Source organism: Asanoa ferruginea, from assembly GCF_003387075.1.
In the GTDB taxonomy this organism is placed as follows: Bacteria; Actinomycetota; Actinomycetes; order Mycobacteriales; family Micromonosporaceae; genus Asanoa; species Asanoa ferruginea.
Genome location: NZ_QUMQ01000001.1, coordinates 6,480,193 through 6,503,398, shown reverse-complemented (window position 1 = coordinate 6,503,398; position 23,206 = coordinate 6,480,193). Strand labels below are relative to the sequence as shown.

At 72.1% G+C, this 23,206-nt stretch carries 15 protein-coding genes; 8 read left to right on the top strand and 7 right to left on the bottom strand.

What is annotated here, in order from left to right; genetic code table 11:
* The first annotated feature begins 121 nt into the window (after nucleotides 1-121).
* The 4 genes from DFJ67_RS30295 to DFJ67_RS30280 all read left to right on the top strand — a co-directional run bounded on the left by DFJ67_RS30295 (nucleotide 122) and on the right by DFJ67_RS30280 (nucleotide 5,979).
* Nucleotides 122-2,884 carry an AfsR/SARP family transcriptional regulator gene (locus DFJ67_RS30295; RefSeq protein ID WP_116071329.1) on the top strand — a complete coding sequence of 921 codons (2,763 nt, stop codon included), beginning with the start codon at nucleotides 122-124 and terminating at the stop codon, nucleotides 2,882-2,884.
* Nucleotides 2,885-3,003: 119 nt separating this feature from the next.
* Complete coding sequence (locus DFJ67_RS42965; RefSeq protein ID WP_170216053.1) at nucleotides 3,004-3,666, top strand: SAM-dependent methyltransferase; 663 nt, start codon at nucleotides 3,004-3,006, stop codon at nucleotides 3,664-3,666.
* A 63-nt stretch (nucleotides 3,667-3,729) separates the two neighbouring features.
* Nucleotides 3,730-4,977 (top strand): SGNH/GDSL hydrolase family protein, encoded by a 1,248-nt coding sequence (locus tag DFJ67_RS30285; protein ID WP_116071327.1) that lies wholly within the window; start codon nucleotides 3,730-3,732, stop codon nucleotides 4,975-4,977.
* 177 nt (nucleotides 4,978-5,154) lie between these two features.
* Nucleotides 5,155-5,979: a peptidoglycan-binding domain-containing protein gene (locus DFJ67_RS30280; RefSeq protein WP_116076812.1), complete on the top strand. Its 825-nt coding sequence runs from the start codon at nucleotides 5,155-5,157 to the stop codon at nucleotides 5,977-5,979.
* A 5-nt stretch (nucleotides 5,980-5,984) separates the two neighbouring features.
* Here the strand turns inward: DFJ67_RS30280 and DFJ67_RS30275 are convergent, their stop codons facing one another.
* From DFJ67_RS30275 to DFJ67_RS30250, 6 genes are read right to left on the bottom strand one after another with little or no spacing between them, the layout of a single operon-like run.
* Nucleotides 5,985-7,037 carry a glycoside hydrolase family 172 protein gene (locus tag DFJ67_RS30275; protein WP_116071325.1) on the bottom strand — a complete coding sequence of 351 codons (1,053 nt, stop codon included), beginning with the start codon at nucleotides 7,035-7,037 and terminating at the stop codon, nucleotides 5,985-5,987.
* Nucleotides 7,037-9,769 carry a glycoside hydrolase family 2 protein gene (locus DFJ67_RS30270; protein WP_116071323.1) on the bottom strand — a complete coding sequence of 911 codons (2,733 nt, stop codon included), beginning with the start codon at nucleotides 9,767-9,769 and terminating at the stop codon, nucleotides 7,037-7,039. The genes DFJ67_RS30275 and DFJ67_RS30270 overlap by 1 nt, the downstream gene beginning before the upstream one ends.
* Nucleotides 9,766-11,847 (bottom strand): MGH1-like glycoside hydrolase domain-containing protein, encoded by a 2,082-nt coding sequence (locus DFJ67_RS30265; RefSeq protein ID WP_116071321.1) that lies wholly within the window; start codon nucleotides 11,845-11,847, stop codon nucleotides 9,766-9,768. Before DFJ67_RS30265 ends, DFJ67_RS30270 begins: the two co-directional genes overlap by 4 nt.
* A gap of 4 nt (nucleotides 11,848-11,851) precedes the next feature.
* Nucleotides 11,852-12,706, bottom strand: a complete 855-nt coding sequence (locus DFJ67_RS30260) for a carbohydrate ABC transporter permease (RefSeq protein ID WP_116071319.1) — start codon at nucleotides 12,704-12,706, stop codon at nucleotides 11,852-11,854.
* An 11-nt stretch (nucleotides 12,707-12,717) separates the two neighbouring features.
* The gene (locus tag DFJ67_RS30255) at nucleotides 12,718-13,674 is read right to left on the bottom strand and encodes a carbohydrate ABC transporter permease (protein WP_116071317.1); all 957 of its coding nucleotides are present in this window, start codon (nucleotides 13,672-13,674) and stop codon (nucleotides 12,718-12,720) included.
* Complete coding sequence (locus DFJ67_RS30250; RefSeq protein ID WP_116071315.1) at nucleotides 13,671-15,107, bottom strand: ABC transporter substrate-binding protein; 1,437 nt, start codon at nucleotides 15,105-15,107, stop codon at nucleotides 13,671-13,673. The genes DFJ67_RS30255 and DFJ67_RS30250 overlap by 4 nt, the downstream gene beginning before the upstream one ends.
* A gap of 242 nt (nucleotides 15,108-15,349) precedes the next feature.
* Between DFJ67_RS30250 and DFJ67_RS30245 the strand changes: the two genes are divergently transcribed.
* The 4 genes from DFJ67_RS30245 to DFJ67_RS42960 all read left to right on the top strand — a co-directional run bounded on the left by DFJ67_RS30245 (nucleotide 15,350) and on the right by DFJ67_RS42960 (nucleotide 21,965).
* Nucleotides 15,350-16,396, top strand: a complete 1,047-nt coding sequence (locus tag DFJ67_RS30245) for a LacI family DNA-binding transcriptional regulator (protein ID WP_239096992.1) — start codon at nucleotides 15,350-15,352, stop codon at nucleotides 16,394-16,396.
* Nucleotides 16,397-16,540: 144 nt separating this feature from the next.
* Nucleotides 16,541-18,418, top strand: coding sequence for a glycoside hydrolase family 127 protein (locus DFJ67_RS30240; protein ID WP_116071313.1), 1,878 nt, complete (start codon nucleotides 16,541-16,543; stop codon nucleotides 18,416-18,418).
* A complete protein-coding gene (locus DFJ67_RS30235; protein WP_116071311.1) occupies nucleotides 18,415-20,832 on the top strand; it encodes a glycoside hydrolase family 38 N-terminal domain-containing protein in 2,418 nt (805 codons plus the stop codon). The genes DFJ67_RS30240 and DFJ67_RS30235 overlap by 4 nt, the downstream gene beginning before the upstream one ends.
* On the top strand, nucleotides 20,829-21,965 hold the full coding sequence (locus DFJ67_RS42960) for a Gfo/Idh/MocA family protein (protein ID WP_170216052.1): 1,137 nt from the start codon (nucleotides 20,829-20,831) through the stop codon (nucleotides 21,963-21,965). The genes DFJ67_RS30235 and DFJ67_RS42960 overlap by 4 nt, the downstream gene beginning before the upstream one ends.
* Here the strand turns inward: DFJ67_RS42960 and DFJ67_RS30225 are convergent.
* Nucleotides 21,962-23,131, bottom strand: coding sequence for an ROK family protein (locus DFJ67_RS30225; protein WP_116071307.1), 1,170 nt, complete (start codon nucleotides 23,129-23,131; stop codon nucleotides 21,962-21,964). The two genes, DFJ67_RS42960 and DFJ67_RS30225, sit on opposite strands and share 4 nt — an antisense overlap.
* Nucleotides 23,132-23,206 lie beyond the last annotated feature (75 nt).

Here is a 23,206-nt window from a genome sequence, read left to right as displayed (position 1 = left end):
ATCATAACCGACATAGACGCGCGGACATGTGTCTATTCGCATGCAGTTGTGGTCAGGATGCGCCGACGTTGTGCAACTGTTGTGGCCCGGCAACTGACCGCGGAAGGGCAGGTGGTGCGCGGTGTCGGTGCGCGTGCGGGTGCTCGGCCCGGTCGGCGTCGTCGGGCCCGGCGGCCCGGCCACGCTGGTCGGCGCGCGGCAACGGACGCTGCTGGCGCTGCTCGCGCTCAACGCCGGCACGGTCGTCCCGTGCGCCCGCCTGGTCGACGCGCTCTGGGGCGATGATCCACCCAGGACGGCCGTGCGGACCCTGCACAGCCACGTCTCCCGGGTCCGACAGGCTCTGGAGGCCTGCGGGCTGCCCGGCGTGCTGCTCACCCGTGACCCCGGCTATCTGCTCGGCCTTCCCCGCGACCAGGTCGACGCGCACCGGTTCGAAGACGCCGTCAGGGAGGCCCGGGCGTGCCTCGACGGCGGCTCGCCGGACCGGGCCGCGGCCCTGCTCGACGAGGGCCTGGCCTGGTGGCGCGGCGATGCGCTCGCCGACGGCGCGCCCGACGGGTGGGGCCGCGCCGAGGCCGACCGGCTCACCGAGATCCGGCTCGCCGCCACCGAAGACCTGTGGGACGCGCGGCTCCACCTCGACCGCCACGCCGAGGCGGTGCCCGAGCTGGAACGACTCGCGGCCGCCCACCCGACCCGCGAACGGCTGGTCGGGCTGCTCATGCTCGCCCTCTTCCACTGTGGACGCCACGTCGACGCGCTCGACCGCTATCGCCGGCTGAGCGCGCATCTGGCCGACGAGTTCGGTGTCGATCCCGGGTCGCGGGTCCGGGAGCTGCACGCGGCGATCCTGCGCGGCGACCTGGCGGTGCCGGACCGCACCGTCGCCACCCAACTCCCCGCCCGGGTCGGGCATTTCGCCGGCCGGGTCGACGAGCTGGGCGCGTTGTCCCGGTGGCTGGCCGAGCCGAGCCCGGAGACCCAGGTCATGGTCGTCCGCGGTTCCGCCGGCATCGGCAAGACCGCGCTGGTGGTGCGCTGGGCGCACGAGGTCGCCGCGCGGTTCCCGGACGGCATCGTGTTCGTCGACCTGCGCGGGCACGACCCGGAGACGGCGCTGACCCCGGGCGAGGTGCTGGCGCACGTGCTCGACGCCCTCGGCCTGCCGCGGGACCGGCTGCCGGCCTCGGCCGAGCAGCGGACGGCCGTCTACCGGTCGCTGATCCACGGGCGGCGCACGCTGGTCGTGCTCGACAACGCCGGCACGGCCGACCATGTGCTGCCGCTGGTGCCCAACTCGGCCAACAGCCGGGTGCTGGTCACCAGCAGGCACCGGCTGGCCGCCGTCTCGGCGTACCACGTGGTTCGGCATGTCGAGCTCGACGCCCTCGGGCCTGATGACGCGCACACCCTGCTGGCGCGGGTCCTGGGCCGCGCGCGGGTGGCCGCCGAGCCGGAGGCGACGGCCCGGCTCGCCGAGCTGTGCGGGCGGATCCCGATCGCGCTGCGGGTCGCCGCGGCGCGGCTGTCCGGCCGCCCGCGCCAGCCGATGGCCGAACTCGTGGCCGACCTGTCCGACGAGGGCCGCCTCGACGCGCTGTCGGTCGACGGCGACACGCACAGCGTCCGGACGGTGTTCGCGAGCGCCTACGAGGTCCTCAGCGACCCGGCGGCGCGGATGTTCCGGCTGCTCGGGCTGCATCCGAGCGGCAACGTCTCGTCCTGGTTGGCCGCCGCCGTCACCGGCGACACGCACGGGCGCGGCCGGCGCGGCATCGACGAGTTGGCCGCGGCGCACCTGCTCAGCGAGGTCGCGGTCGGCCGCTACCGGTTCCACGACCTGATGCGGCTCTACGCGGTCGAGCGCGCGGAGCGCGACGAGGAAGGCGCCGCGCGGGACGACGCCGTCGGCCGCCTGCTCGACTGGTATCTGGCCGTCGCATCCGCCGCGAACCGCGTCCTCGACCCGGCCCGCGACCGGGTGGTCGCGACGCCCCGGCAGCCGCCGCGCGAGCTGCCGTTCGGCACCGACCCCGACGAGGTGCTCGCCTTCCTCGACGGCGAGCGCGACAACCTGGTGCCGGTCGCGGGGTTCGCGCTGCGCCACGGCCACCACCGCACCGTCTGCCAGCTCGCCTACCTGACCAGCGGCTACTTCGAGTCCCGGGGCTACGCCGACAGCCGGATCGCGATCCACCGGCTCGGGCTGGAGGCGGCCCGGCGCGGCGCCGACCCGGTGGTCGAGGGGCTGATGCACAGCGGGCTCGGTGTCGCGCTCATCGCCGCACGCCGCTACGAAGACGCCCTCGGCGAGCTGCGCGAGGCGTTGCGGCTGATGGCGGCGGCCGGCGACCAGCGCGGGGTCGGGCACGCCTACAACAACCTCGCCGCGGCCCTCGGCGAACTGGGCCGGTTCGACGAGGCGATCGTCGCGTGCGAGCAGGCTCACGCCGTGCACGTCGCCAACGCGCACACGCTCGGCGCGATCCTGGCGCTCAACAACCTCGGCCACCTCTACGCCCGGGTCGGGCAACCCGAGCAGAGCCTGCACCACCTGCGCCGCGGGCTGCGGCTGGCCCGCGACGCCAACGACCGGCGGCTCGAGGCGGCGATCCAGCACGGCATCGGCGAGACGCACCGCAGCACGGGGACGCTCGACCCGGCGCTGGAGGCCTTCGCCGAGGCGTTGGCCCTGCGCCGGGGTGCGGGCAACCGGCACTACGAGGCGCGCACGCTGGTCGAGATCGGCACGACGCTGATCATGGCCGGGCGGCGGGCCGAGGCCGGAAAGCCGCTCGAGGAGGCGTTGACGATCGCCGGCGAGCTGGGCGACGAGCACCTTGCCGACCGGGCCCGGGCCGAACTGGCCCGGCTGGGCTGACCGATGCCCGGCGGCGGCACCCCGCGCTACGGCACCTGGATCCGCACCGGGCGGCTGGTCGGGTTCGCGGCGGTGACCGCCGTCTGTCTCGCCGGGAGCCTGCTGGCCCTGTGGTCGCCGTGGTTCCTGCTGTTCCTCGCACCGCTCGCGATCTTCGCTACATCACGACGGTCCTGGCGCTCACCGTCTACCGCTTCGCGCCACGCGGCGACGACCTCCAGCGCCGGATCCACGACCTCATCGTCACCAAGGCCCAGCCAGTCCCGGCGGGCGCCCGGATGCTCGACATCGGATGCGGCAGCGGCAGCCTGGTCGTCAAGCTCGCCAAGGCGGCGCCGGACAGCTTCGTGACCGGCGTCGACTCGTGGGGACGCGACTGGGAATACTCGCAGCGGCAGTGCGCGGAGAACGCCCGGATCGAGGGGGTCGCCGACCGGACGGCGTTCCACCAGCAGAGCGCGGCCGCCGTCGACGGCAGCTTCGACGTGGTCGTGAGCTGCCTGACGTTCCACGAGGTCGGCGACCTGGAGAGCGCCACCGGCGCGCTGGTCGCGGCGCTGCGGGTGGTCGGCCCGGGTGGGCGGTTCGCCTTCCTCGACCTGTTCGGCGACCCGGGCCACTACCCGTCGCCGGACGGCGTCCGGGAGGCGATCGAAGGGGCGGGCGGCACGATCGAGGAGTTCGGCGGGCTGGCCGACGCCCTGCCGCTGCCGTTCCCGCTGCGGCATCCGAAGGTGCTCGGGCACGCGCTGCTCGTTGTCGGGAGCAGACCCAGACATTGACGAACGTCGTACGACGATGATCTGATCGCGATCTCAGAGTATTTCTCATGTTCTGGAGGTCGCATGCGTCGTCCCGCGTTCCTGGCCGCCACCCTCATCGCCCTCGCCGCGGGTGGCGTCGCCGTGCTCGGCGGCAGCCCCGCGTCGGCCGCGCTGCCGACCGCCGCCGTCGCGCTCGGCGACAGCTTCGTCAGCGGCGAGGGTGCCGGCAGCTATCAGCCGGTGACCGACCTCAATGGGGTGGCGCAGGCCTTCCCGGGCTGGTCAGCGCCCAACAACAACGCGTTCTTCTGCCACCGCTCGGCGAACGCGTCGATCCAGCAGGCGGCCCTGCCCGGCATCGCCGCCCGCTTCAACCTCGCCTGCTCGGGCGGCCAACCACACGACATCGCCGCCGCGTCGTCGTCGCGCACCAACGGCCGGACCGTCGCGGCCCAACTCGACCAGCTACGCGCGGTCAGCCAGACCCACGACATCGACCTGGTGCTGGTCGGCCTGGGTTCCAACAACAGCCAGTTCACCTTCGGCAGCGTCGCGGAGAAGTGCGCCAACCGCTTCATCGCCGACGCGTGGACCGGCTGGTGGGAGTTCTGGGCCTACATCAACGGCCCGGTCGAGCAGGCACCGTGCGCGACCAGCGACCTGGCCACCGACGCCCAACTGACCGCCGCCACCCAGGAGACCGTCGCCGCCGTGCGGCAGATCGTGACCACGCTGCGCCAGATCGACCCCGACGGGCAGCACCGGATCGTGCTCCAGGACTACACCAACCCGCTGCCGTTGGACGTGGCACCGCGCTTCTACACCGAAGACGGCCGCGCCGACGATCGCGACAAGTTCCGCGACCTGGGCGCCGAGCGCTACGCGGCTGGGTGCCCGATCCACCGCGCCAGCCTGGCGGCCGGGCACTGGTTCTCCGGCGGGCTCGGCACCATCGTCCGCACCGGACAGTCCACGTTGTCCGCTGAGTTCCCCGGTGAGGACATCGTCTACCTCAACGTGCAGCGGGCGTTCGACGGCGCGCGGCTCTGCGAGTTCGACGCCAGCCCGACCGGGGCGCTGGCCACCCCGATCCGCTTGCAGGACGGCCCGACCGGCGTGCCGGTGACCAGCCTGGCCGGCAAGGACAAGATCGCCATCCAGCGGATCGCCAACGCCTGCGCGACCTATTTCCAGACCTGCCAGGAGTCGTGGCATCCCAACGTCGCGGGCCACCAGGTGCTCGGCCAGTGCCTGGCCGCGGCGGCAACGGCAACCAACAGAACCGTTTCCTGTGTACGCCAACCGGACGGCCGCATCGTCGCCAGTTGAGCCAGCGGGCTGGCCCCGGGTTCGCCCAGGGCCAGCCCCACGGATGCCGGTCGTGGCAAAAAGCTACCGAGATCATCAATGTTCTGCAAAATATTGGCGATCAGGCCTTCAAACGTCGACGTCGGCCGATCTATGCTGCGGGCTCCGGGGTTCCTCGACGACCAGGAGGCACGCAGAATGCTGACCCGAAGGCGCCTGATCGCCACCGCCGCGGCCGCGACCGCCGCCGCCGTGTTGCCGGGCGGCGCCGCCCACGCGGCCCTGCCGGAGGTCGACATGGAGGCGGTCATCAAGGCCGCCCAGATCGACCCGCGCCGGCCGGACACCGCGCTGACGCCGGGCGCCAAGGCCAGCGTGCTCGAGGTGGAGCGCGCCCTCCAGGCGCGCGGCCTGCTCGCCTCGACCTATGTGGATGGTCACTTCGGGACGAGCACGATCTCGGCGTACGCGGCCTATCAACGCTCGCTCGGCTACACCGGCCTCGACGCCACCGGCCTGCCCGGCCCGACCTCGCTGCGGTCGCTCGGCACCAACCGCTACACCGTCGTCCGGGCGATCTCCCCCGGCAGCATCGTCACGCTGCGCGGCGTGCAGGTGAACACCCGCACCCGGACGATGCTGCTGGAGGCCGAGCGCCTGATCGGCAGCACGCTGACGCTGACCCAGGGCAGCTACAACACCGGCACCGCGGCGTCGGCCGGCACCCATGACGGCGGCGGGGCCCTCGACATCTCGGTGACCGGCCTGTCCACCGCCACCCGCACGACGGTGGTGCGCCAGTTGCGCACCGTCGGGTTCGCGGCCTGGCTGCGCAACCCTTCCCAGGGCGACTGGCCCTACCACATCCACGCGATCGCGATCTCCGACACCGACCAGTCGACCGGTGCCCAGCACCAGGCCGGCGACTACTACCTGGGCCAGAACGGCCTGGCCAACCGCGGCGCCGACGACGGCCCGGCGGTCACGCCGAAGCGCACCTGGGAGGAATACCAGCGGATGTGACCGGGTCAGATGACCTCGAGGTGGTCCGGGTCGAAGTCGGGCACCGGGCCGTGGTCCGGCGGGGCGGCATACCACCACGCGGTCGACGCGATGTCGTCGCGCAGGGGCAGGTAGCGCCCGCCGGACCGCCAGCCGAGCGCCTGCACGGTGACCCGCAGGTCGGTGGCGAACCGGATCGGGTCCGGCAGGTGCCACCGATACATCCCGAACCGCTGCTGGCTGCGGTAAAGGCCGTCCGGCCGGAGCACCTGCGGCAGCCCGAGATAGGGCGTGGTGAACGCGGTGTAGCCCTCACCGGGGACGTCGAAGTTCCAGGCGCCGCCGAAATAGTCTTCCGTGCCGGTGCCGCAGATCGTCGGTAGCTCGTCGTCGCCGTCGAGGTAGAACTTCACCTCGCCCTCGCCCCACCAGCCGGCGTTGTTGACGCCCCAGGCCAGGTAGGTGCCGACGTAGTGGCCCGGCCCGGCCACGCCCTCGAGGATCGTGTGCGGCTCCCGGTCGCCGACCGGGTTGCTGCGCCGCCATGCCGCGTGCAGATAGGCCGCGCCCTCCGGCACCTCGGTCAGCTCGTAGTCGATCTGGTAGAACAGCAGCGCCGGCTCCGGCCCGAGGTTCTCGACGGTCAGCCGGGCGCCGACCCGGTAGGGCATCTCCCAGTAGGCGTTGAACCCGCCGCGCGGGTTGACCGCCACGGGCACGGAGCTGACCTGGGCGAACTCGCCCCACCCCGAGCAGAAGAAATCGCCGAGCGGCACGGCGACCGCCGGGTCCGGCGCGCCGTCCCAGTGGATCCGCAGGATCAGCGAGCGCCAGTGCCGAGGATGCGTGGTGCACCAGAGGTGCCGGATCACGCCGGGGCCGGTCAGCTCGCCGAGCAGGTGCGTGCCGCCGGCCGGCACCTCGACGCTCGGCGAGATCTTCCAGCCCGGGCCGAGGTCGCGGGCGGCGGCCGTGCCGGTGCCGGTGGTCGCCGCGCCTCCGGCGCCTTTGGCGCCAGTGACGTTCTCCGGGCTGATCGACCGGCTCCGGCCGGCCGTCAACAGCGACGTGCCCAGCATCAGCTCTCCTTCCCCAGGGCCCGCACCCACTGCCCGAGCAGGTAGGCGGCGCTGGTGTTGCGGCGCAGGCCGAGCGGCTGGTCGCCGCCGGAGCCGTCGAAGCGCAGCGTGCTGACGATCAGCCGGCCGGCGGACCAGGGCACCTCGACCGCGTAGTCGTGCACCTGGCTGGTCCGGGTGTCCACCCGGCGTAGCAGCGGCCGGCCGCCGATCGGCAGGGCGGTGACGTCGAGGGCCAGGTCCGGCGCCATCCCGGCGAACTGGAGGTCGGTCCAGCCGTCGTGCGGGAAGTCGCCCCAGGCCTCGTGCGGCTCGATCACCTTGACCGCCTCGCGCCAGAACGGCATGGCCGCGACCGGCAGCGGCGGGTCGACGCAGGCCGCGTCGACCAGCAGCACGGCGTTGCCGCCGGCGCGCAGGTGCTGGCGGACCGGCTCGGTCCAGGCGGTGGCCAGCAGAACCGCGCCGGGTGTCTCCACCGGGACCACCTGAGCCCCGAGCGCGGCCAGGTCGGTCAGTCGACCGGCCGGATCCACGACGGCGACCGGCCCGGGCCAACCGCGGTCGGGCAGGAACCAGAACGACCAACTGTTGCTGGTGCGCTGACCGGCACAGTCGACCTCGACGCGCAGCACCGCCCGGCGGGGACGGTCGACCGCGGGCACGGTGAACGCCGCGATGCCCAACCCGGCGACGGCGCCGGCCGCGATGTCGGCGGCCAACGAGCCCGAGGCGACCAAACCGGACGCGTCCGGGCCGGGCTCGACCGGGCCGGCCTCGACCAAACCGGGCTCGACCAAACCGGACGCGTCCGCGCCGGGCTTGACCAAACCGGGCTCGACCGCGCCGGGCTCGACCGCCGCGGACTCGGCCTCGCCGCCGTCGGCCAGGTCGACCCGCCAGCGGACCTCCGCCCGGCCGCCGGTGCGGCCGTGGTGGGCCAGCACCAGGTGGGGGCGAACCAAGGCACCGGCCGGATGGCACCAGGTGTCCCAGGGCGCCGGCCGGTCGCCGCCGGCGGTCCACGCGCGTCGGCGGTCCCAGTCCAACCCGACCACGAGGTCGGCGTTGAACTGCGCGAACGATGCCGCGTCGACCTTCAGCGCGCCGGAGTCGTCGAAGAGCCCGGCCGTGCTGATCGGGGTGTCCCGCTCGCCGGTGATGACGTAGCCGCTAGTGTCGGCGCGGACCCGGACCGCCTCCAGGGTCACCTTGCGGTGCAACACCGCCTGTCGGGCGGAGATCCGTTCCAGCTCGGCACCACGGTCCCAGAAGCCGTTGCCCCGCAACGTCTTCTCCTGGTCGGGCACGTCGTATTGCCAGCGGGCACCCTGCGGGTTGACCGCCGGGTCCGCGCTGGTCCACCACGGAGAGTCCAGCCGGCGCAGGTCGCGGAAGGTGTCGAGGTCGCAGAACTCGCCGAACAGCCACGGCCGGGCCGCCCGCCAGCGGGGCGCGAAGTGGTCGAGGGTGCCCCGGAAGTAGGCGGGTTCGCAGTAGAAGTGGTGGTCGTCGAAGTCGGCGAACTCGTCGAGCAGCCCGCCGTAGGCCTCCCCCGAGCCGCTGTTGTCGCGCACCAGCGTGCCCGGCGCGAGCCGCTTCACGAGGTCGTAGAGCGGCCCCAGCACGTCGGCGCCGACGGCCGAGGACAGCTCGCAGCCGAGCGTGAGCAGGATGACCGACGGATGGTTGGCGGCGGCGCGGACCAACCGTGACGCCTCGGCGAAGAGCTGCGTCCGGAAGTGCGGTGTGGGGTGCGGCAGCCACATCGGCAGCTCGACCCAGAGCAGCATGCCCAGCTCGTCGGCGATCGCGAAGTAGTAGTCGGGCGGGAACCAGAGGCAGAGCTTGACGCCGTTGAAGCCGAGCCGGCGCAGCTCGATCAGGTCGGCCCGGACCCGCTCGGGGCCCGGGTCGGGGTGCAGCTGGTCCGGATACCAGCCCCAGGAGAGGATCATCCGGGGATAGAGCGGTTCGCCGTTGAGCCGCAGCAGCGACCCGTCGGCCTCGAGCGTGCGCAGTCCGGTGTAGACAGTCTTCGAGTCGCCGCCGGAGGTGTGCACGGTGACCGCGTAGAGCGCCGGGTCGTGCGGCGACCAGGGCCGCGGATCGGGGATCGTCAGCGTTCCGTTCCCGACCGATCGCGCGACCACCACCCCGGAAGGATCGCGCACCGAGACGGTCAGCTCGCCCGGCCCGAGCAGCGTGGCCGCGACCGACAACCGGCCGTCGGCGGTGCCGGAAACGTCGACGTCGCCGAGCGCGCACTCGCCGGTGACCAGCAACTCGACCGGCCGCCAGACACCGCCGTGCGAGTGCCCCCAGACGTAGGGCAGGAAGCCGGCCAGCGTCTCCCGGGCGGGATAGCGGCCGGGCACCGGCGGCGCGTCGGGCCCACCGGTCAGGCTGGCCGGTTTCTCGGCCCGCACCAGCACCTCGGCGGGCTGACCCGGGGTGACGAGACCGGTGATGTCGACCTCGAACGCGTCCCACATCCCGACGTGCTGCCCGGCCACGCGGCCGTTGACCAGCACCTCGCAGGCATAGCTGACGGCGCCGAACCGCAACCGCAAGCGGGCGCCGCCGACCGGCACGTCGAACGTCGCGCGATAGTCCACCGGACCGGGATGGTCCAAGGGAATCCCGGTCTGCTCCCACGACCCGGGCACCGGCACCGGTCGCCAGTCGTCGGTGCCGACCAGCCGGCACTCCCAGCCCTCGACCGTGCTCACCCGTCCAGCTCCCAACTGCCCTCTTGCGCCCAGGCCAGCGCGACGGAGCGGCCGGCCACCTCCACGTCGCACCCGTCGGCCCGCGGCCGCAGCGTCACCGGCACGGGCCGGCCGCGGTGGTTGAGCGAGACCTCGTAGGACCGGCCCGGCACCCGCAACTCGGGCGGCAGGTTGGGGCGCACCAGCAGCTTCCCGTCGACGAATCGCGCACCGACGAGAACACCGAGCAGCAGGTGTACGCCGAACGCGCCCCACCCGTAGCCCTCGCCACCGCACCGGCCGGACAGCGGCCAGTATTCGCAGGCGATCCCGGGCAGCGTCCGCTCGTCGTCGGCCGTCCGGGCGTCCCAGAACCGGTAGGCCCGGTCGACGATGTCGGCCGCCACCGTCGCCGCGGTGCCGTGCTCCCCGGCGGCGCGGGCGGCGTCGACGGCGGTCCACGCGAACATCGGCCACACCAGGTCGGCCGGGTCGGTGGCCCGGACCGCGGCGCGCAACGCGTCGGTCTCGGCCGGGCCGGCCAGCCCCAGGGCCAGCGGCGCCAGCAGCATCACGTCGTCGACCTCGGTCGGCGTGCCGGTGCCGGCGTCCACGTCGGCGTAGCGCGTACCGGTGAAAAGCTTGGCGGTGTTGTCTGTGTAACGGTCGGCCAGCGCGTTCCAGCCGGGCACGTCGCGGTCGCGGCCCAGGATCCAGGCGAAGCGGGCCATCGTCCGGGCGGCGTGCGCGACGGCGGCGTGCAGGTCGACCGGGCGCAGGTGGTAGGTCGGGTGCCCACCGCCGAGCGGCTGGTCACCGAAGCGCGGCGACAGGTCCTGCCCGGACTCCCAACTGCACGCGTGCCCGAGCCAGCCGTCGGCGTCGGCGCGGTGTGCGAGCCACCAGTCGAGGTAGGCGCCCAGGTGCGGATAGATCCGCTCGAGCCAGTCGCGGTCGGGGTTGGCGTCCCAGAGGTGGCCGAGCACCAGCCACGGGTAACCCCACTGTGGACCGGTGCCGCACACGCTGCCGTCGGCGGCGACCATGTTGAAGCTGCCGTCCTCGCGCGAGCACGGCACCTGGGGTTCCGGCGCGTCCGCGAACGTGCCCAGCAGCAGGCGTTGGGCCAATGCCGGGTCGGCGTAGCCGAGCAGCAGCGCGTCGATGGCGGCCTCGCCGAGCACCACCCGGGGCGCCTGGATCTGCATGGCGTCCCACGGCAGGCGGTAGATGCCCACCGGTGGCTTGACCATCATCCGCAGCGTCTCCAGGTCGTAGACCAGGCCGCGCCGCCAGTGCGCGGGCCAGTCACCGGACAGCCGCGGCGCGGTGGCCCAGAACCGGCGGTCCTCCTCGACCAGGGCGGCCCGCACCGTGCGGTGCCCATCGCGCGCGGCTGCCAGTTGCTCGCGGGCCTCGGCTGCGGTCCGGCCGCGGGCCAGCAGCACGGTCAGGTCGTGCTCCCGCGCGCCGGCGAACTCGACCACGGCCGACAGGTCGACCCGGTCGCCCTTCTCCCCCAGCGCCGTGACGGGACCGGGCACAGATAAAGGCAGCCCGGCGGCGGTCCATCGGTCAGCGGCGCCGGCGTCGGTGGTGACCGCGACCATGCCGCCCGGGTCGGAGACCCACAGCGCGAACGCCTCGCCGTCTTCGAAACCTTGCAGGAGCACCACGTCGCCGTCGCGGCGGCCGACCAGGCCGGACTCGCCCCAACCCAGGTCGGCGCCGATCTGCCGGGTGTAGTCGGCCCGCACGGTCAGCCGCTCGCCGACCCGGCCGCGCACCCGCGCCACCAGCACGTCAGGGCCGGCCAGATGGAACTCGACGGTCAGCGCGCCGGACCGGAACTCGACCAGGTCCTTCGAGTGGTAGGGCGCGGTCGCCCCGGCGACGGCGGACGCCCCGTCGACGGCGATCCGCACACCGGCCCGGTAGACCTCGCGGCGACCGCCGTAGGCCCGCGCGTACGCCGGGAAATGCCAGCGGAAACCGAGGTCGTGCGAGCGGACCACACCGTGCGGGGTGAGCCGCCGGGTGTGCGCCGGGATGTCGAGGTAGCCGTGCGGCGTGTAGTCGTCGAGCGGAAAGCCCTCCACGGCGTCAGCCCTTCACGCCGGACAGCGAGATGCCGGCCACGAAGTAGCGCTGCGCGCAGATGTAGACCAGCACCACCGGCAGCAGGGAGACCACCGAGGCGGCCATCATCAGCGGCCAGTTCGGCTGCTCGTACGCCGATGATGTGACGTTGAAGTAGGCCAGGCCCAACTCGACCGTGCGCATCTTCTCGTCGCGGGCGATCAGCAGCGGCCAGAGCAGGTCGTTCCAGGTGCCCATGAACGCGAACACCGCGACCGTCGCCAGGGCCGGCTTCACCAGCGGCAGGAAGATCCGGAAGAAGACCGTGAACTCGTTGGCGCCGTCGATCCGGGCGGCGTCCTGATAGTCGCGCGGGATGGTCAGGAACGCCTGCCGGAGCAGGAAGATGGCGAACGCGCTGGAGATGCCCGGCACGATCAGCCCCTGGTAGGTGTTGACCCAGTTGAGTTTGAAGACGATCAGGAACAGCGGGATCATCGTGACCTGGAACGGGATCATCATGGTGGCCAGGAAGAGCACGAAGACCGACTTCGAGCCCGTGAAGCTCAACCGGGCGAAGCCGTAGGCCGCGCTGGCGCAGAACGCGAGTTGGCCGACCACGGTCAACACCGTGACCACGACGCTGTTCAGCACATACTTGGCGAACGGCGCCAGGGTGAACAGGTTGACGTAGTTGCCGAAGTCGAACGTGTCCGGGATCAGGTCCGGCGGATACGAGAACGTCGTGCCGGAAGGCTTGAGCGACGTCGTGACCATCCACAGGAACGGCACCAGCATGAAGGCGCCGAGGAGGGTCAGGATCGCGTAGGTCGGCGCGGCACGCAGCAGGCCGAGCACCGTCGTCTTGCGTCGGGACATCAGGCTCTCCGTCAGATCAGGTTCGACTCGCCGCGCCGGCGGATGAACCACAGCTGGATGAGCGTGACCACGAAGATCACGGCGAACAGCACCCAGGCTTGCGCGGACGCGTAGCCCATCGAGAACTCCTCGAAGGCCCGCTGGTAGATGTGGTAGACCGCGACGTCGGTGCTGCCAAGCGGGCCACCCTCGGTGATCACATACATCGGGGTGAACACCTGGAAGCCGCCGATGACGCCGGTGATGACCAGGAAGATGGTCGTGGGTGCCAGCAGGGGCAGCGTCACGCTGCGGAACTGCCGCCACTTGCCGGCGCCGTCGATCGAGGCGGCCTCCAGCAGCTCGCGGGGAACCGCCTGGAGCCCGGCCAGCCAGATCACCATGCTGAACCCGGCGGTCTTCCAGGTGTTGATCAGCACGATCGCGAACATCGCCGCGTGCGGGTCGTCCAGCCAGTTCTGCGCGGGCAGGTGCAGCACGTCGAACAGGTAGTTGACCAGGCCCGCGTCCGGCGACAGCAGCGTGATCCAGATGACCGAGACGGCCACCCAGGAGGTGATCACCGGCATGAAGAACACGGCGCGGAACACGTTCATCCCGCGCAGCTTCTGGTTGACCACGACCGCCAGCGCGAGGCTGACCGCCATCCCGATCGGCACCGACAGCACCGTGTAGTAGGCGGTGTTCCACATCGCGTGCCAGAACGGGTCGTCGCTGAACAGCGAGATGTAGTTGTCGAACCCCACGAACGGCGCGCCGAGGAAGCTGGGCGAGGTCCACTCGTGGAACGACAGGTAGAGGCTGAACCCGATCGGCACCAGTGCGAACAGCAGGAGGTGGGCGGTGGCCGGCAGGATGAACAGCCAGCCGACCCGTTCCGAGCGCCGGCGCCGGCGGCGCCGGGCCGGACGGTCGCCCGCGGGGGCACGACCTTCCAGCACGGCGCCGGCCTGAACGGCGGAACTCATCGCTTGGCCAGCTCGCGGTTGATCGCGGTGATGGTTTCGGCGACCTGGGCCTGCACGGGCTCCCCGCGGAGGATCTTCTCCATCATCCCGTCGAGCGCCTTCTCGATCGTCGGGTAGACACCGATCTTCGAGCCGTAGGGGGGTCGGCCGCTGGCCGTGGCGTCGACGAACACCTTGTCGAGCTTGGCGAACTTGGCCTGGGCGCTGGTCAGCGAGCCGCTGGCGGCCTCGGAGTTCGCCGAGATGGCGATGCCGGTGATCGCCTTGGTGTCCTGGTAGCCGCGGCTGGTGGCCGCGTCGATGAACTGCGCCGCGGCCTTGAACTTCTCCTTGGGCAGGTCGTGCCGGAGCACGAAGCTCGACTCGTAGAGCGCGGTCGCCTCGGTGGCCCGCTTGGGCTGCGGCACCACGGCCAGCTTCTCCGGCGTGTAGCCCTTGGCACCGGTCAGGCCGACCAGCGACCAGTGGCCGCTGTCGAACATCGCGAACTTGCCGTCGACGAAGAGCGCGTTGGCGTCCGACGCGTTGGTCAGCTTCTCCAGAGTGGATGGTGACGGCGCGACCTTGTGCTTGAGCACCAGGTCTGCGTACCACTGGATCGCCTCGATGGCCGCCGGCGCGTCCAGGAAGCCGGTCGCGGTGGTGTGGTCCGGCGAGACCACGTCCCCACCGTTCTGCCAGACCCGGTAGACCCACTGGTAGGCGTACTGGCTGTGCCGGTAGCCCCACTGCACCACGTTGGCCTCGTCGAAGCCCGGGTCGAGCCGGTTGCGCCCGTTCTTGTCGAGGGTGAGCTTCTGAGCGGCGGCGAGTTGGTCGTCCCAGGTCCAGCCGGCCTGCGGCACCGGGATGCCGGCCTTGGTGAACAGCGTCGGGTTGTAGTAGACGACCATCGGGGTGAAGTCGTTGGGCAGCCCGTAGATGCCGCCGTCCTCGCCCTTGTGGATCTCGAGCACCTGCGGGAAGAAGCGGTCGGTCGTCAGCGACGGCAGTTGCTCGGTCACCTTGCGCATGTCGAGCAGCAGCTTGCGCTGGATCAGCGGGGCCAGGCTGGAGGCGTCCTGCGACCACAGGTCCGGTGCGCTGCCCGAGGCCAGGTCGACGATGATCTGGGTGTCGAAGTTCGGCGGCGCCTGGATCGAGTCAATCTTGATCTTGGGGTTCTGGGTCTGAAAATCGGCAAGGAACTTCTGGTACGCCTTGTCGAGCTCGGAGCCCTTCTCCTCGGGCGGCACCTGGAAGCCGACCACCTTGAGCGTGACCTCGCCGTCGGCCGACACCTCGTCGTCGCCGGACCCGCAGGCGGCCAGCAGGGGGCCAGCGGTCACCGCGGCCGCGGCGCCGAGCCCCCAGCGCAACATCGTCCGTCGGTTCACCGAGGTGCCACGGGCGATCGCACCGAGGGTGGCGGGCGGTATGTCGTTGTCGTTCATCTCGCTCCTGCCATGGGGATGGGGTTGCAGAGCAGCGTTCCGCCGGAAACTTGGCAGGGAACGTAACCGCGACTGGGAAACGTCGTCAATGGTCTAGCTGTGGGAAACCAGTTTCTCAGCGTGAACCAAATTGGGTTGCCCTCGACCCCTAGCTTTTCTTCGCCCGGCCCGTCTACTTTCGATAGCCAACCGATGCCGAGCGTGCGCAAGCGGTTTCCCAACCTGGCCCGAAGGGGTGGTTAGTGGCACCTACGATTCGCGATATCGCCCGCGCTGCCGGCGTATCCGTCGCCACCGCCTCCAAGGGCCTAAACGGCAAGGGCCGGATGCGCCCGGAGACCCGGCAACGCATCCTCGACACCGCTCGCGATCTCGACTTCCGGCCCAACCGCAATGCCAGTTCGCTGACCACCGGCCGCACCTACACGGTCGGTCTGCTCACCCGCGACGGCTACGGACGGTTCACGCCTCCGTTGCTCGGCGGAGTCGAAGACGCGCTCTCCGTCGACACCGCGAGCCTGCTGCTCTGCGACGCCCGGCGCGACGCAGTCCGGGAACGGCACTACCTCGACGTGCTCGCGGCCCGCCGGGTCGACGGGCTGATCGTGACCGGTCGCGCCACCGACCCGGCCCCGCCGCTGCCGCGCAGCCTGCCGTTCCCGGTGCTCTACGCCTACACGACCTCGAGCAACCCCGACGACAGCAGCATCACCGTCGACGACGAGCACGGCGGCTGGCTGGCCGCCCGGCAACTGCTGCGCCAGGGCTGCCGCCGGATCGCGCACATCACCGGCCCGGTCTCGGTGCTCGCCGTCCGGGAGCGGATCGCGGGTGCCCGGCGGGCGCTCGCCGAGGCCGGCCTGGAGCTGCCCGACGACCTGATCACTTACGGTCCGTTCACCGAGCGGACCGGCTTCCACGCCGCGCAGGGGTTGCTGGCGGGCCGGCAGGTCGACGGCATCTTCTGCGGCAGCGACCAGATCGGCCGCGGCGTCGCCGACGCGCTCAGTGGGCAGGGCGTGCGGATCCCCGACGACGTGGCGCTGGTCGGCTTCGACAACTGGACCCTGCTGGCCGCGGCCACCCGACCGCCGCTGACGTCGGTCGACATGAACCTCTACCGGCTCGGCCGGCTGGCCGCCGAGAGCCTGCTGCGCGCCATCGACGGCACGCCCGAGCCCGGCATCCGCCGGCTGCCCTGCTCGCTGGCGATCCGCGCCTCCTGCCCCGCCCCGATCACCGACAGCACCGAGTGGCTCGACGACAGCCCGCTCGTACCCGACGCCTGACCCCCTGTTCGTCAGGCTTTGCTCTGCACCCCTGTAGGAAGCACCACCCAACTGGGGCGCTTCCCACAGGGGTGCAGAGCAAAGCCAGTACATCACCGCCGGCCCGCAGGGCCCGGTGCCATCTCACCGCGCTGGAGCTTCCGCATGTCTGAAAACCGCCCAGGACCCGTCGTCGACACCTCCGCCAGCCGGCATGCCCGGCTCCGGCCGGTCGCGCCGCGAGACGTCCGGATCACGGACGACTTCTGGGCGCCCCGGCTGCGCCGCAACCGGGAGGTGACGATCCCGGCCCAGCACGCGCAGTGCGAGACGACCGGTGCGCTGCGCAACTTCCAGCGGGCGGCCGGCAGCGTCGGCGGCGACTTCAGTGGCCGCTACTACTCCGACTCCGACGTCTACAAGTGGATCGAGGCGGCGTCGTGGAGCCTCGCCACCGACCCGTCGCCGGAGCTGACCGACCGGCTCGACTCGGTGATCAAGCTGGTGGCCGGCGCCCAGGACGACGACGGCTACCTCAACACCTACTTCTCCGTCGACCGGGTCGGCGAGCGCTGGACCGACCTCGTGGTCCGGCACGAGATGTATTGCATCGGGCACCTGGTGGCCGCGGCCGTGGCGCACGTCCGGGCCACCGGCCAGACCGCCCTGCTCGACGTCGCGCTGCGCGCCTGCACCCACATCGCCGAGCGGTTCGCACCCGGTGAGGTGCCCGGCACGTGTGGGCATCCCGGCCTGGAGATGGCGCTGGTCGAGCTCTACCGGACCACCGGCGACGAGCGCTGGCTGACCCTGGCCGCCTGGCAGCTCGACTCGCGCGGCGCCGGGGTGCTGGACGGCAGCGAATACCTGATCGACCACGAACCGGTCCGCAAGCAGTCGCGGGTGACCGGGCACGCGGTGCGGGCGCTCTACCTCTACGCCGGGATGGCCGACGTGGTGCTGGAGACCGGCGACGAGGAGCTGCGCACCGCCCTGGAGCAGCTCTGGGCCGACCTGTCCGGCGGCAAGACGGCCGTCACGGGAGGCGTGGGCGCGCGGTGGGACGGAGAGGCGTTCGGCGACGCGTACGAGCTGCCGGACCGGGCCTACAACGAGACCTGCGCGGCGATCGCGCACATCTTCCTGGCCTGGCGGATGCTGCTGCTGACCGGCGAGCCGGAGTATCGCGACGTCGTGGAGACGGCCCTGCACAACGGCGTGCTGCCCGGCCTCTCCCAGTCCGGCACCGAGTTCTTCTACCAGAACCCGCTGGCCGACGCCGGCCGGCACCGCCGGGAAGAGTGGTTCAGCTGCGCCTGCTGCCCGCCCAACATCGCCCGGCTGCTCGCCTCGCTGCCCGGCTACCTCTACACCACCAGCGACGAAGGGCTGTGGGTGCAGCTCTACATCGGCAACGAGGCCGACCTGCGGCTGGCCGACGGCACGCCGGTGCACGTCGACCTGGCCACGGAGCTGCCGTGGGAAGGCACGGTCCGGCTGACCGTCACGCCGGAAGCACCCACCGAGTTCACCCTGTTCCTCCCGGTGCCCGGCTGGGCCGGCGCCGACGTGTCGGTGAAGGTCAACGGTGAACCGGTGACCGTGGCCACCGACGCGGCCCGGGTCGCGTTGCCGCGCACCTGGGCGCCTGGCGACACCGTGGAGCTGACCTTCGGCACCGAGGTGCGGGCCCTCGCGGCGCACCCCCGGGTCGCGGCCGCACACCACCGCGTCGCGCTGGCCCGCGGGCCGCTGGTCTACTGCGTCGAGCAGGCCGACCAGGGCGACACCCCGGTCGCCGACATCCGGCTGACCGGCGCCGAGCCGTGGACCGCCGAGCACCGGCCCGAGCTGCTCGGCGGGGTCACCACGCTGACCGCCGAGGCCTCAGCTCTCGGTGCCGACGACGGGCCGCTCTATCGACCGTTCCACAATGGACCGGTCGCCGTGGCAAAGGCTCAGGTCACGGCCATCCCCTACTACGCCTGGGCCAACCGCGAGCCCGGCGCGATGCGGGTGTTCATTCCGCTGGCGGCCCGGTGAGCCGGCCGGTCTGGTACACCTTCGGCAACCACTTCCACTGGGTCGACATGCAGTGGCTGTGGGGCTACGGCGTGCTCGGCGCCTCCGTGCGCGACATGCTCGACTTCACCGGCGCCACCGGCGCGCGGGGCAACCTGAACTTCGACGGCGTCGGCTACGAGCGGATGGCCGCCGAGGAGCCGGAGGCCCTCGCCACGCTGCGGGCCGCGGTGGCCGAGGGCACGGTCGAGATCGTCGGCGCCAGCTACGGGCAGCCCTACCCGCTGTTCCACCACGGCGAGTCGGCGGTCCGCCAGCTCACCTACGGCGTCCGCGCGGTCCAGCGGCTGCTCGGCGTCCGTCCGGTCAGCTACTGGGAGGAGGAGTTCTCCTTCTACCCGCAGTTGCCGCAGCTTCTCGCCGACACGGGCTACCGCTACGCCTCGCTGTTCTTCCAATGGACCTGGCACACGCCGCACGTGCCGGTCGAGGACGCGCCGGCGATCCGGTGGGAGGGCCTGGACGGCACCCGCATCCTGAGCACCCCACGCGGCCCGCTCAACCTGCATCAGTGGCCGGAAGACTTCGCCGCGCTGCGGGCGCACCCGCTGCTGGCCGACTCGCCGGCACCGGTGATCCAGCAGTGGCTCGAGCTGCTGCCGTCGACCGACTGGATGTGCCGTTCCGAGTTGCTGATCGACGGGATGAAGGAGCTGCTGTCCACACCGGGGCTCGACATCCGGTTCGGCACCCTTTCCGAGGTGCTCGACGCGGTCGGCGAACACGCGCCGGTGCGTCGCTACACAATGGACGACGTCTTCCACGGGATGAGCCTGGGCAAGAACGGCGACCGCGGCCACCGGCGCAGCCGGGAGACCGAGCAGGCGCTGCTGGCCGCCGAGTCGTTGAGCGTGCTCGCCGGGCGGCTCGGCCGGCCCTATCCGCACTGGGACGTCTATCCCGTCTGGGAGCTGGAGGAGGGCTGGCGTGAGCTGCTGGCCTTCCAGCACCACGACAACGACGAGTGCGAAGGGCTGTGCGGGCACGTCGGCTACGCCGGCCTCGACCGGGGCCACGCCCTGGCCCGCGCGGTGCTGGACCGGACCGTGGCATCGCTCGCCGAGCGGACGCCCGGCCCGGCCGGCCGGACGGTGGTGGTCAACCCGCTCGGCTGGGCCCGGTCAGCAGTGGTCGACGGCCGCCGGGTCGAAGTGCCCTCGCTGGGGTGGACGGTGCACACCGCCGGGGAGGCCGTGCCGGCGGTGCTGGTCGACGACGATGGCGACACCATCACGCTGCGCCGGGGCGACTTCGCGGTCACCGTCGATCGGCGGCGCGGGGTGGTTGCCACGATCAACGGACTGGACTACGGGCCGGCAGGGCTCGGCGGGTTGCGCTGCGAACGGGATGGCGCCGAGCAGCGTTACGCACCGACTGCCGTACACGTCGATGGTGATCGGGTCGTGGTGTTGCTCGGCTCTCCCGCCGGCGACGAGATCCGGTTGACGGTGGCACTCGCGCTGGAACTCGACGCCGTCGACCTGTCCTTCGACGCCGACGCGCTGGCCCCACCCGACGGGCGGCACCACGCGAGCCTGATGACCCTCGTCGAGCCCGACCTCGACGTGCGGACCGTGCTGCACGACACGCCCTACGCGGTCACGCCGGTCACCGGCCGCGGGCGCTACCCGCGCAAATACCCGACCGGTGACTGGATGACCTCGCCGCAGGAGTTCGAGGAGGTCGTCGACCCGTTCACCGGGCTGCAACTGGTCGACCTGCTCGACCAGGACGGTGCCGGGCTGCTCTGGCTGCACGACGGCAGCCAGGGCTTCCTGCGCGCCACGTCGGGATTCTGGAACGTGCTGTCGATGCGCGACCCGTGGGACGAGGAGCAGTTCACGGCGGCGCTGCACGCCCGGATGCGGGTCGTCGCGCACCGGGGCCTGACCGCCGCCACCCGCTGGCGGCTCGCGCAGGAGTTCACCCGCCCTGTCCTGGTCGCCCGGCCCTCGCGCGCGGGCCACGACCAACCCGACGAGACGTTCGCGCTGCTCCGGCTCGACGGCCTCCCGGGCGCGGCCGTCACCGCGGTCTACCGGGAGACCGGGTACGCCGGCACGGGCCTGCCCGGACACGCCACCGCGACCCTGGACCGGCCCGTGCTGGTCCGGTTGGTCGAGTTCGACGGGGTGGGTGGCGTGGCCGACCTGGTGGTGGACGGCACGGTCGCCGGCGCCTGGCGGGCCAGCACCCTCGGCGAGGTGCGCGAGCCGCTGCCGGTGGACGGGACCTCCCGGGTCACCGTCGCGCTGCGGCCGTTCGAGATCACCACCGTCGTGCTCGACCTCGTCGAGGCCCGCAAGCAGCCCCGCGACCTCGATGCCCACCGCGAGGTGTGGGCCACCGTGCACCGCACAGAGGAGGAATCGTGAGCTACTTCCCGCGCGTCGCCCGCGGGACGCACTCCTACCCCCGCGACGAGTCGGTGCCGGCCGCCGACCGGCTCGGGCTCGGGGTGGTCGGCCTGCACGAGGGGCGCACGGCGCTGCTGGCCGCTTACCGCACCCGCAACGTGCGGCCGGTGGCCGGCTGCGACCTCGACGCGGCGACCCGGGCCGAGGTCGGCGCCGAGGTGCCCGACGTGGCGATGACCGGCTCCTACGCCGACCTGCTGGCCCGCGACGACGTCCGGATCGTCGGCGTCTACACGCCGGACCACCTGCACGCCGAGCACATCATCGCCGCCTTCGAGGCCGGCAAGGACGTGGTGTGCACCAAGCCGATCGTCAACGACTTCGCCGCCGCCCGCGAGGTGCTGGCCGCGGCCCGGCGCACCGGGCGGCGGCTGCTGGTCGGCCAGTCCACCCGGTTCTTCGAGTCGTTCCGCCGGCAGCGGGCCGCGTTCGAGCGCGGTGAGGTCGGCGACGTCGAGGTGGTCGAGGCGCACTACACGCACCGGATGGACTGGTACTACGACCGGGCGCCGTGGATCGTCGAGGGCACCGACTGGGTCTACCTGGGCCTGAGCCACCCGCTCGACCTGTTGCGCTGGTATCTCGGACCGATCGCATCGGTGTCGGCCGTCGGCGCCCGCTCGGCGCTGGCGCGGGCACACGGCATGCCGTCCTTCGACATCTACTCGGTCAACGCCGTCGCCGCGGACGGCCGGCTGGGCCGGGTGTTCGGCCACTACGGGATGCACGAGCTGCCCCGGGCCCGCAACTCGATCGAGTGTCTCCTCTATGGATCGGGCGGCACCTCGATGGCGCAGTATCACGACATGCGCTACGTCCACACGGCGCCGGACGGCACCGAGGTCGTCGAGGACATGCTCTACGAGTATCGGCACTACCACTTCAACAACGAGGTGCACGGCATGCACTACGGGGAGTTCGCCAACTACCTCGAGCACTTCGCCGAGGCGCTGACCTCGGGTGCCGACCACTCCCCCGACCTCGTCGAGGGCATCGAGACGTTCTGCCTGATGGAGGCCGTCCGCCGGTCGGCCCTGGCCGGCGGCGCCCCGATCGAGCTCGAAGCGCTGCTCGACCAGGTCGGCCTCTAACGGTTTTCCGCCAGCCGGCGGATGGCCGACGCGGAGGCGCCGCGGGCCCAGTCTTCGAAGGTGTGTGGCCGGGTGACGATCTGGCAGCGGCCGGCGGCGCCGAAGGCGTGCTCAGCGAACGACGCGCGCAGGTGGGTCTCGAAGAGGTCGAAATTGCTGACGGCCTCGCCGCCGATGATGACGAGTTCGGGGCCGGTCAGGTTGGCCAGCACCGCGATCGCGGTGCCGATCACGGTCGCCGCCTGCTCGAACGTGCTGACGGCGATCGGGTCGCCGTGGTGGGCCAGGTCGACGACCTCGCCGATGGTCAGGTTTCGGCCGTGGCCGCGGGAGACCTCGGCGACGATGGCCGGTGTGGCGGCGACCGCCTCGACGCAGCCGCGCCGGCCGCACGGGCAGATGCGGTCGGGTGAGGTCAGCGGCAGGTGGCCGATCTCGCCCGCGACCCCGTAGGCGCCCTCGACGACGTCGCCGTTGATGTGCAGCCCGCTGCCGATGCCGCGGCCGATGGTGACGATCGCGAACAGGTCAGTGCCGACCCCGACGCCGAACCAGTGCTCGCCGATCGTCAGCGCGCGCACGTCGTTCTCGACCAGCACGTCGCGGCCGAGGCGGCCGGACAGGATCTGGCCGAGCGGCACGTCGGTCCAGCCCATGATCGCGGATTCGCGGACGATGCCGCGCTCGGTGTCGACGTCGCCGGAGACGCTGACGCCGACCGCGCAGAGCCGGTCGGCCCGGGCGCCGAGCAGCGCGCCGAGCCGGGCCGTGGTGGCCTCGATCGCGTCGACCACCACGTCGCGGTCGGTGACCTTGAGCGGGCGCCGGTCGACGGCGAGGATCCGCGTGGTCAGGTCGGTCGCCACGCCGACGATCTCGTCGGCGTTGACCTTGACGCCGATCGAGACGAGCGCGTCGGCGACGACCATCACGGGGTTGGCCGGGCGGCCGGGCTGGCCGTCGCGGGGCAGCTCGAGCTGGTCGGAGACCAGGCCCACCTCGATCAGCGGGCCGACCGCCTTGGTGACCGCCGCCTGGGACAGGCCGAGCAGCCGCGCGACGTCGATCCGGCTGATCGGGCCCCGGGTGAGGATGGTCTTGAAGACGTCGGCCGCGGCCGCGGAGGCTCCTTTGAGGAGCGCGATCGCGGCGTCTGCGTCATGCATCGCTGGATTCCTTTGTGGTTCGACCGGCCGGCGCGGATCCCGCGTGGTTCCGGACGATACGGTAGCCGGGGCGGA

Coding starts and splice junctions, on each gene's coding strand:
- DFJ67_RS30280 (WP_116076812.1), top strand. CDS start 5,155: ATGCTGACCCGAAGGCGCCTGATCGCCACCGCCGCGGCCGCGACCGCC.
- DFJ67_RS30260 (WP_116071319.1), bottom strand. CDS start 12,706: ATGTCCCGACGCAAGACGACGGTGCTCGGCCTGCTGCGTGCCGCGCCG.
- DFJ67_RS30240 (WP_116071313.1), top strand. CDS start 16,541: ATGTCTGAAAACCGCCCAGGACCCGTCGTCGACACCTCCGCCAGCCGG.
- DFJ67_RS30275 (WP_116071325.1), bottom strand. CDS start 7,037: ATGCTGGGCACGTCGCTGTTGACGGCCGGCCGGAGCCGGTCGATCAGC.
- DFJ67_RS30225 (WP_116071307.1), bottom strand. CDS start 23,131: ATGCATGACGCAGACGCCGCGATCGCGCTCCTCAAAGGAGCCTCCGCG.
- DFJ67_RS30285 (WP_116071327.1), top strand. CDS start 3,730: ATGCGTCGTCCCGCGTTCCTGGCCGCCACCCTCATCGCCCTCGCCGCG.
- DFJ67_RS30255 (WP_116071317.1), bottom strand. CDS start 13,674: ATGAGTTCCGCCGTTCAGGCCGGCGCCGTGCTGGAAGGTCGTGCCCCC.
- DFJ67_RS30250 (WP_116071315.1), bottom strand. CDS start 15,107: ATGAACGACAACGACATACCGCCCGCCACCCTCGGTGCGATCGCCCGT.